The 8,785-nt window shown below is 67.7% G+C and carries 14 protein-coding genes; all 14 read right to left on the bottom strand.

Annotation, left to right across the window (positions count from 1 at the left end):
- Positions 1–2,453 (bottom strand): AAA family ATPase (locus ACTHL4_RS07325; RefSeq protein ID WP_440282088.1); only part of this gene is annotated, 2,453 nt, incomplete at its 3' end.
- Positions 2,454–2,455: 2 nt separating this feature from the next.
- Positions 2,456–4,255 (bottom strand): DNA cytosine methyltransferase, encoded by a 1,800-nt coding sequence (locus ACTHL4_RS07320; RefSeq protein ID WP_440282086.1) that lies wholly within the window; start codon positions 4,253–4,255, stop codon positions 2,456–2,458.
- A gap of 96 nt (positions 4,256–4,351) precedes the next feature.
- Positions 4,352–4,726: a hypothetical protein gene (locus tag ACTHL4_RS07315; protein WP_440282085.1), complete on the bottom strand. Its 375-nt coding sequence runs from the start codon at positions 4,724–4,726 to the stop codon at positions 4,352–4,354.
- Positions 4,727–4,745: 19 nt separating this feature from the next.
- Positions 4,746–4,874 (bottom strand): hypothetical protein, encoded by a 129-nt coding sequence (locus ACTHL4_RS07310; protein ID WP_440282084.1) that lies wholly within the window; start codon positions 4,872–4,874, stop codon positions 4,746–4,748.
- Positions 4,871–5,074 carry a hypothetical protein gene (locus ACTHL4_RS07305; RefSeq protein WP_440282083.1) on the bottom strand — a complete coding sequence of 68 codons (204 nt, stop codon included), beginning with the start codon at positions 5,072–5,074 and terminating at the stop codon, positions 4,871–4,873. Before ACTHL4_RS07305 ends, ACTHL4_RS07310 begins: the two co-directional genes overlap by 4 nt.
- Positions 5,075–5,175: 101 nt before the next feature.
- Positions 5,176–5,820: a hypothetical protein gene (locus ACTHL4_RS07300; protein WP_440282082.1), complete on the bottom strand. Its 645-nt coding sequence runs from the start codon at positions 5,818–5,820 to the stop codon at positions 5,176–5,178.
- Positions 5,821–5,831: 11 nt separating this feature from the next.
- Complete coding sequence (locus tag ACTHL4_RS07295) at positions 5,832–6,623, bottom strand: hypothetical protein (protein ID WP_440282081.1); 792 nt, start codon at positions 6,621–6,623, stop codon at positions 5,832–5,834.
- Entirely contained in the window at positions 6,623–6,967 is a 345-nt protein-coding gene (locus tag ACTHL4_RS07290; RefSeq protein WP_440282080.1) for a hypothetical protein, read from the bottom strand. Before ACTHL4_RS07290 ends, ACTHL4_RS07295 begins: the two co-directional genes overlap by 1 nt.
- Positions 6,964–7,122 (bottom strand): hypothetical protein, encoded by a 159-nt coding sequence (locus tag ACTHL4_RS07285; protein WP_440282079.1) that lies wholly within the window; start codon positions 7,120–7,122, stop codon positions 6,964–6,966. The genes ACTHL4_RS07290 and ACTHL4_RS07285 overlap by 4 nt, the downstream gene beginning before the upstream one ends.
- Complete coding sequence (locus ACTHL4_RS07280) at positions 7,119–7,436, bottom strand: hypothetical protein (protein WP_440282078.1); 318 nt, start codon at positions 7,434–7,436, stop codon at positions 7,119–7,121. The genes ACTHL4_RS07285 and ACTHL4_RS07280 overlap by 4 nt, the downstream gene beginning before the upstream one ends.
- Positions 7,436–7,984 (bottom strand): hypothetical protein, encoded by a 549-nt coding sequence (locus ACTHL4_RS07275; protein WP_440282077.1) that lies wholly within the window; start codon positions 7,982–7,984, stop codon positions 7,436–7,438. Before ACTHL4_RS07275 ends, ACTHL4_RS07280 begins: the two co-directional genes overlap by 1 nt.
- Positions 7,974–8,183: a hypothetical protein gene (locus ACTHL4_RS07270; protein WP_440282076.1), complete on the bottom strand. Its 210-nt coding sequence runs from the start codon at positions 8,181–8,183 to the stop codon at positions 7,974–7,976. The genes ACTHL4_RS07275 and ACTHL4_RS07270 overlap by 11 nt, the downstream gene beginning before the upstream one ends.
- Positions 8,180–8,479 carry a hypothetical protein gene (locus ACTHL4_RS07265; protein ID WP_440282075.1) on the bottom strand — a complete coding sequence of 100 codons (300 nt, stop codon included), beginning with the start codon at positions 8,477–8,479 and terminating at the stop codon, positions 8,180–8,182. The genes ACTHL4_RS07270 and ACTHL4_RS07265 overlap by 4 nt, the downstream gene beginning before the upstream one ends.
- A complete protein-coding gene (locus ACTHL4_RS07260) occupies positions 8,476–8,784 on the bottom strand; it encodes a hypothetical protein (protein WP_440282074.1) in 309 nt (102 codons plus the stop codon). Before ACTHL4_RS07260 ends, ACTHL4_RS07265 begins: the two co-directional genes overlap by 4 nt.
- Between the last annotated feature and the right edge of the window lies 1 nt (position 8,785).

Genomic DNA, 8,785 nt, shown 5'->3' with positions numbered 1-8,785 from the left:
GGTCGATGAGGGTCTGTGACTGCTCCGGGACTGCTCGGAGCAGTCGCATTTTGGGAGCAGTGGTCGCACCGGAGGAGGTCGCGACGGTGCACGATGAGGCTTCCCCGGGGGCCGGCTCCGGGGTGGGTGACGATGAAGTCGCCGGCGTATGCGAGTTCGATCGCGTCGGACAGGAGCTGTTCGCCGAACTGCTCGAGTCCTTCCCGCTCGGTGAGTGGCAGGGCCCTGATCGCCTTGCCGAGCTGGTTCTTGGACAGAGCCTCGTGGGTACGGTTGACGGCGCTGGTGACGAGCACGGCGAGCGAGCGCGCACGCCCGGCGGTCTTCTTTCCGGTCTTCCTTCTCGGGCCAGTGCCGGCCAATTTCAGGTGCCGGGTGACGGGGTCCATGACCAACGCGTCTTCTTCTATTTCGACGTCGCGTCCGATCGCACGGAAATAGCTTTTGTGTTCTTCGTCGTCGGAATTCTTGGTGATATTGATAATGGTGTCGGGCCAGTCTTCGAGCGCTGATGCGCCGCGTGTTCTTTCGCCGTCCCACCCGGCGTGCGCTGCGAGGACGAGGTCGAGTGCGCCGACTTCTTCGCGGGCGAATTGGTCGAGGCTGATGAGGAATCGTTGGACTTCGGCGTTGTCGTTCTGTGAGTCGCCGGTGTAGGCACGGCCGAAGGGGTCGACGAGGATGGCGCCGACGTTCGCGTCGACGAGGGCTTGGACGAGCCGTTCCCGGTCTTCGTCGTGGCCGAGTGGGTTTCGGCGGCCGCGGAGGTTGATGAGGATGAGCCGGTCGGGGTCGATGCCGACGTCGTTGGCCCACCGGGCGATCATCTTCCCGTTGACTTCGTAGTTGAGCATCGCGACCCGCTGACCGGGGTCGAGGGGGATGACTGGGAAGGTGCCGAGGAACTCGCGGCCGGTGAGGAGGGCGTCAGCGTAGTTGAGCAGGAGTGTGGTCTTGCCGGACTTGCGTTGCGCGACGATCAGGGTGGAGGAGGACCAGGGGACGAGCTGGTCGACGCGCATGGGTGGTTCGTCGGGTCGGGCGAGGACCTCGGCGAGGGTGCCCATGTCGAACTCTGGTGCTGGTGGTTCGGTGGCGTCCCGGTACGCCTTGGTGGCTTTGTCGTCGAAGAGCTTGCGCCGGACCCGCGCTTCGACGACCGCTGTTTCGTGGGTGGTGTCGTAGTGGCGTTGCGCGGCTTCGCGGCCGGTGATGCGGGCGAGTTCTTGGAGGTAGAACCGGTGTAGTTCGTCAGGGTCGAGTGCGGAGTCGTCGTAGCTCGCAGGGGAAGCAACTACAGGTTCCGGCCCAGTCAGGTGGCGAGCAGTTTCTGGGTCCGGGGTTGGGGCGGTTTCGTTGGTCGGTGGCTGCGGTGATGGTGAGGGTGAGTTGCTCGAGGGCGTAGGCGATGCGGGCGAGGTTTCGTTCGACGTCGTTGGGCATGGCTGGGATCTCCTGTCGATGAGTCCACTGAATGGGTTGTCGCACGGGTCGACGGGTTCGGGGTCGGGGAAAGCTGCTGCGGCGAGGTCGATGGCGCCGTCGATCATCCGGTCCCATTCGGCTTGTGCTTCGTGGGGGTCGCGGTCACCTGCGACCGCCTGCAGGAACGCTGCCTGTGTGGTGTCGAGGGCGGCTCGGATGCCGTGGTGTCCTTCGCCGGCGAGCCAGATGAGCCGGTTGGTGAGGGTGAGTGCGGCGTCGTGCCGGGACTCGGCGGTGTGGAGGCGTGCCAAGCCTTGGTCGAGGGCGTGGTCGATCCTCGAGCAGGGTGCGGTGTCGGCGCCGGTGCGGGCGGCGAGCCAGGTGTTGGCGGCTGCGGTGGTGAGTCCGGCGCGGTGTTGGTCGGTGGCTTGTTCGCCCCGGGTGAGTGCGTGCACCCAGGCGTCGGGGAGGTGGGGGAGTTCGTCGATGGTGGGGACTTGGCCGATGGCGGTGGTGCCGGCTGGGGTGATCCACCGGTAGGTGGCACCGCCCGGGTGGACGGATGGCCAGGTCATGGCGTAGCGGTGGCCGGTGCGGACGGTTTCGATGCCGGGGCCGAGAATCCCGGGCCAGCGGAGGCTTTCGGGGATGCGGTAGAGGCGGATTCCGGAGACGCCGTCGTCGCGGGAGGTGGTGCGCCACGTCGCGGGGAGCTGGCCGTGTTGTTGTTCGAGTTGGGCGAGGACGGCGCCGCCGGGTTTGCCGTCGTAGTGGTCGACGTCGATGCCGAGGACGTTGGGTGGGAGGCGGAGGGCGATGTTGCCGTCGCCTTCGGGGCCGTCGGACCAGGCTTGGACGTCGGGGTAGGAGGGCCAGGCGCCGTCGTTGCCGGTCCATCCAGTGACGCGGATCTTCTTGCTGCTGGCGGGAATGGGGAGGATGCCGCGCCAGCCGTTGGCCCAGTAAGTGGGTGCGGCGTCGGCGTAGGGGCGGCGCGCTGGGGGTGGGCTGTTCTCTGGGTTCGCCATGGTCACGCGGCCACGTCCTGTCCGTGGAGGACGTCGTAGAGGCGGCCGCCGATCCAGTGGCCGACGGGCGGGGAGACGGCGTTGCCGAAGCCGTCGACGCGGTCGCGTGCGGATCCCCAGACGATGAAGGTCCCTTCGTGGTCGGGGAAGGTGACGTCGAATCCGCAGCCGCGTCCGATCTCGTGGTCGTACATCATCCGGAAGTAGCAGTCCTCGAGGGTGAGGTCGGCGAGCATCTGCGTCCACTGGGCGGTGACGAGGGCGGTGGTGTCGCGGGAGGTGAGCGTGCCGAATGGGTCGGTGACGGGGTGTGCGGCGGTCTCGGTGCCGGTGGAGCCGTTCTGCTTGAGCCACGCGGCAGATAGCAGGGCCGGCGTCTGGTCTGCGGTAACGGTCGGCATCGCCTCGGCGTGCGAGGTGGGGACGGTGTTCTTGCGGAACGGGAGCACGCCGGAGGAGACGACGGCCATGGTTTCGGATCCGCCCTGCACGGGCAGCGCGTCTGCGGCGCTGCGCGGTGCGCCCTGGTAGTTGTCGACCGCGAGAGCGACTGGTGCGGTCAGGAGGCCGTTGCCGTTCGTCGCGGTCTGCGCCGGCAGTGGTTCGGCGAGGGTGCGTGTGCGGCAGGTGGATCCGGGCCGCTCGAACGTGTTACCAGCGGCGGCAATGACAGCGCCGGTGGACAGGACCCCGACCTCTTGCTGGCTGGTCTGGGTGGCCATCGGCTGCCACGGGTGGCGTTCGGTGCCGTGGTTGGCCTTCGCGGGCATGAGCACGGCGGGGAACTCGGCGAACCGCTGCCTGCACCGCTCGGCGCGCGCCAGTGTCGCCCGCGCCAGCGGCGATTGGTAGGACTCGCCGGTCGTCTTGTCCTTGTAGCTGCGTAGCTTCATGCCGCCGATACGGGTGCCGAGGTTCGACAGGTCCAGCGCGGCCAGCGACGGGGTGTAGGGCGGTGTGACTTCGCGGTGGCAGCGCGCGCACGTGTAGTGGTACTGCTTGCCGTATCGGACGGTGCCGGTCGGTGGGACACCGGTCTTCCACGTCCAGACGGCGGGCAGGATCTCGTCGCAGCTGGCACACCACGAGTCGGGCCGGTGTTCGAGGTCGGGGGTGGCGAGCGTCTTGTCCCAGAACACCCAGTAGCCGCGGTCGCGAGACTGTCCGACGCCGAAGAACATGCTGTTGAGGAACAGCACCTTGTGCCGGTAGCCGAGGCCGTCGAACTGTTTGAGCCACCAACGGTATGTGGATCCGTCGCCGACCTTGCGTTTCCCGGGCACGAGACGTCCCCAGGACTGCAGCTCGGTGGTGCACTCGACGAGGATCATCCGCGGGTGGTGCTTGGCTGCGTAGTGCAGGACGCAGTTCGCGGTGGCACGGTCGCGCTCGGAGCGGGTTACGCGGTCTTCATAGTCCGGGTCGTCGAGCTCGAACAGGTTGAGGCCGAGCTGGTATGCCTTCTTGGTGTTGGCCGGAGAGTGGTTGACGCAGGAGACGCCGGCGACGAGCAGGTCTGCTGCGGGCAGGTCGCGGGCGGAGTGGTAGTCAGCTGATTCGGGGTTGACGAGGTCGGCGATCCAGTGTTCGGCGTTCGGGTGGTTGGCCTCGTGGACTTTGACCTTGTAGGCGTTGTGGTTGGCGGCCATGATCGTCGTGAACCCGGCGCGTTCGATGCCTTGGGTGAGGCCGCCGAATCCGGAGAACAGGTCGACGGCGACGAGGTCGTCGTGTCGGTATCGGCGTCGGCGGACCGCGGGCCGGTGTGAGGCGGTGCGGCGGGGTGCGGTGCGGGCTGCCACGTGGGTTCCTTTGTGTGCGTGTGGTGTTCAGGGGAGGGTGGGCCTGGTCTCGTGCCGGCCGTGTTATCGGTGGGTGCGCGGCCGGCACGAGCGCTCTCAGGTGGCGGTGCTGATGACGTGGCGCACGAGTGCGTAGGTGGCAGGTGCTGTGCCGTTCGTGCTGTCTCGCATCTCTACGCGGAGGAGCTGTTCGATGTCGTTCCAGCGGGCGACGAGCGCCTCCCACTCCGGTGAAGCGGTCGCCATACGAGGTAGGTCAGTACGTATGAGGGGAGCGGCGTCGAGGAGCTGCACGCAGCGGCGGAAGTCGGCCGGGTCGTGCGGGTAGTCGATGCATCCGTCGCGGCCGGTGAGGTGGCGAGCCATGGTTTCTGAGGAGCAGCCGCGCTCGCCGTTCATCAGCCAGTCCATAAGGCCCGGATATGTGCTCGGTCGGGTGTCGCGTGCTGCGTCCTCGAAGGTGTAGGCCATGGTGTGGGTTTCCCTTCGGTTACTTGGTGATTCGGTTGATGTGCTGCCAGTCGGCGACGGCGTATACGAGGCCGGCGGTGATGACGGCGAGTGCGCCGCCGAGGAAGCCGGCCGCGGTGTACCGGGTGAGGCGGAGGACGGTGGTCACGAGGCAAGCTCCACGTAGTCGCGGATCCGGGTGACCGGGTTAAACACCCAGGCGCCAGGAAGGACGGCGGGTGACTCGCGGTCGGGAAGCGGGTTGCCTTGGCAGGGCCGGCAGGTGCCGTATTCGCACACGCGGTCTTTGCCGCATTGCAGGCACTTCTGCCGACGGGCGGTGTCGCGGAGTCTGGTGTTCACGGTCATGTGGTGTGGTCCTTCGCTTTGTCGGTGCGTTCTGGTCGGTGGCGACCCGCACCAACAGCCCCAGGGGGCGACTGCTGGTGCGGGAGACCAGGAACCAGATGTCAGCCGGCCTGCTGCTGGGACTGCTGCCAAGCAAGGAACGCGGCCATCTGCTCATCGCTGAGCTCGGGCGTCGTCGCAGCCGGGGCAGGAGCAGCCGCGGGTGCAGTGGCCTGCGGTGCGGGAGCTGCAGCTACCAGGGGAGCTGTTGCCGGTGCGGGAGTCGGCGCCGCAACGGGAGCCGAAGCCTGGGCCGAATCGCCGCCCATGAGAGCGCCGTTGCCTGCCGGCGTGTACGTGACGTTCCAGAACTTCCGGGACCGCTTGTCCATCGGGTCTTCCCGGTGTGTGAACGTCACGGACAACTGGCCGCCCACCTCGAGCCCGGGTGCACCAGCAGCGCGCACGGCGTTCCGCACGGCCTCCTTGATGTACCGGCCCTCGATGTAGAACGTGCGCCGTCCGTCGTCCTCGGCGTTCGACGGGTCGCGTTCTGCCGTCTGCACTTCCACGATCACACCCATGATCGGGTCGCCGGACGGGAAGAACTTGAGCTCTCCACCGCCAGGGTTGTTGCGGTCGTACTCGCGTTCTTGCCGCGCCTGCGGCGGTGCCGCGACCGTCCCGACCCGGGTCGTGCCGGGGTCCTCGAACTTCCAAGCGGCGGGTCCGCCGCCACCCATCAGGATGTCGTTTGCGTCGGTCATCTTCTCTTCTCCTACTTCGTGCCCATGGGGGCGATGAGCCCGTCCAGCTGGTGCTGGTCGGGGGTCTTCTTGGGGGTGGCGTCGGCGAACTTGTCGCAGGAGAACTCATCCCCTGTGTGGGGTGCCGCGCCGGCGAGCACCTGGTCGACACCGAACGCGTTGATCCACTGCTTGAACCGGGTCGCGCGGGCCAGGGCGTCAACAGCGACCTGCTCGTCATAGGCGGCAGACCAGATGCGGCCCTGGGCGAGGGTGAACCCATTGCGGGGGACGAACCAGATCGCGACCGCCCGCACCGTGTAACCCGCTGCCGCCCAACCGCGCCCGTACATGTGGGCCTGCCGCTTGTACGTCAGGGAGACGCCGGACAGGTCAGCACGGACCTTCTTCAACGTGGTCGTGCCGACGATCTTGTAGTCGACGACCGTGCCGGATGGTTTGTGGAACACGTCCGAGTGGCCGGTGATCGGCACGCCGTCGATGTCACCGACGGTGACCGCGCCCTCGGTGATCCACTCCTCGCCGAAATCGGCTGTGCCCGCGTCGAGTTGGTGGAGCATGTGCCGGGTGAGCGCGAGCTCGAATGACTCGTGGACGGCGCGGCCGAGAGCGGGCAACCAGGGCACGCCGATCTCGTGGCCCTTGTCGCCGGCGAGCATGTGGATCAGGCACCGGTCGCACGCTGTGCCTACCTCGGACGGGCCGAGCGCGGTCTGCAACGTGCGGGGGTCATTGCTGATGTCGTGCTCAATGATTCGCCGCAGCTGCCCGACGACGGCCTGCCCGATCTGTTGGCCGTCCATCAGCGGACCGTGATCTTCATGTCGCCCGCCAACACCATGTGCTCGTCGACGACGGCGGGTGCGAGCTCGCGGCGGACAGCGGCCGGGTCGATGACGAGCTTGTAGAACTGCGGATGCGTTGTCGCCGGGTAGTGCTGGGTGATCAGGGCCTGGTCGAGGCGGCGGGTCGCACCGGCGGACACAAGGTGGTCGCCGGCCTGGTAGTCACCGGGGCCGAGTTGCGCCAGGTTGGAACGGATCTCGGCCTTGAGCGCTGCTTCCTGCTCCTGCAGGGGGCGCAACTGCGATTGGACGGTCGCGAGCTGGTTGGCGAGGGCGGTGAGGGTGTCAATCTGGACGGTCATGGCTTGGCCTTTCGGGTTCCGCAGGTGGGGCAGGGGGTGGGTTCGTAGTGGTCGCCGTTGCGGCCGCGGGTGATGATGAGGACGGTTCCGCCGCCGCCCGTCGTGCCGCAGGTGCCGCAGACGCGGCCGGTGAGGACGTCGTCGAGGAGGCTCATCGGCGATCACCTCGCTGTGATTCCAGCCAGTCGAGATCGGTGTCGGTGAGTTCGCCGTCCTGGTCGTAGGGCTGGTCGCATCCGCAGATTCCGGCGTCGTGTGCGGCTTGTACTGCGATGGCCTTGACGATGGGTGGCACGTCGGGGTCTTGCAGGAGCGCGTCCAGGTCGTCTCGTGTGGCGATGCGGATGGTTTCGCGTTCGACGGTCACGGACCGGCGGGTCTTGCGGTGGTGGTCAAACCCGATCCAGGCGGCGACGAGGACGAAGAGGACCCAGAGGGTGATGACGAGCGCGGTGTCGTGGTTGTGCATCACTGGTCACCCGCCTCGGTGCTGTGGCGGCACGGGATCTCGGCGCACAGGTGGTCGATCGGTTCGGCGCGCTGGGCGTTGTCAACGCCTCCGGCGTAGGCGGCGAAGACTGCGGCGGCTGCCGGGTGGCGACAGCATGAACAGTCGGTCAGATCGCGGGCGTATTTCCGCGCCTGCGAGGAGGTCGCGCCCTTGAACACGTCTCTCCGCATGGCGATCTCGTCTTCGCCCAGGACGCGCAACGGCTCGACCTTGGTGACGTGGTCCCCGGTGACGGCGCAGGAGACCCCGGTGTTCGCCAGCTCCATCACCCACTCGCCGTCGGTGGCGTCGTACTGTGCGAGCGCCCGGTAGGGGTGGCCGTCGCCCAGCTGGTGGGTGTAGGTGACCCAGGCGTACAGGCCGTCGGGGTACTCGGGCTTCGGCGGGTCCAGCTCGTCGATGCGCTTCTCCATGACGGATGGCACGTTGTCCGTGTATCCGCTCGCGTTGGGCCAGTCCTCCTTGACCAAGCGATACGCCTCGGCCAGTTCCTTGTCATTGGGCACGGCGGTCCTCCTCGATCGCGGCGCGCATGTCGGCGCGCTCTTTGGCTGTGGTGTCGGCGAGGAACCGGTCCATGTAGGCGACGGCCCGCTGCCGTGCTTGCCGCATCTCGTGGTCGAGGTAGGCGGCGATGAATTCGGGTGTGCTGGTGGGTGTTCCGCGGCCTCGGATGAGTGCGCGGGCGACGTCGAGGACGGTCACGGCTGCACTACCTGGACGACGGACACCACATCGGGTGTGCGGATGTCCGCGGTCGGGCGGAAATCGCCCGCGGTCGCCGGGGTGTGCCACGCGCCGGCCAGGCGCGCGTCGATGATGGCCCGGTCCGCGTAGGACACGGCGTGGGACGTGTCCGATCGGGTGAGCCGCTCGCCGATGGCGTGGGCGCCGACGTACACGCCCGCCGCGGCTGCGGCCAGGAGGACGGTGCCGGCGGCTGCCTTGGCGATGGTGGCGCGCACCGTGTGCGGGTGCGACGCGACGGCAAGAGCGGTCATAGCGCGACCTCGAACGCTTCGTCCGCTTCCACGCGGTGAGCGGCGCAGGGCCGCTGGTGGGCTTGGTCGCAGTTGGTGCACGAGTAGAACTCGCACTCGGTGCACTCGTATTCGGTGGTGATGGTGAAGGCGTCGTCGAGATCGGCCAGGACGACGCCGTGCAGGGTGCACACGATCTGCGCGGACTCGCGGCCGTCGGCGACGTTGAGCACGTAGTCGGCGGGACCGGGGACGCCGTGGAGGCCGGTCCCGTCGAGCATCCGGGTGATAGTCATATCGACGGCGGCTTGGAGGTTGAGGTCCATG

Origin of the sequence: Flexivirga sp., from assembly GCF_051955415.1 — a bacterium.
Taxonomy (GTDB): Bacteria; Actinomycetota; Actinomycetes; order Actinomycetales; family Dermatophilaceae; genus Flexivirga.
This window is presented reverse-complemented; position numbering and strand designations above follow the sequence as displayed.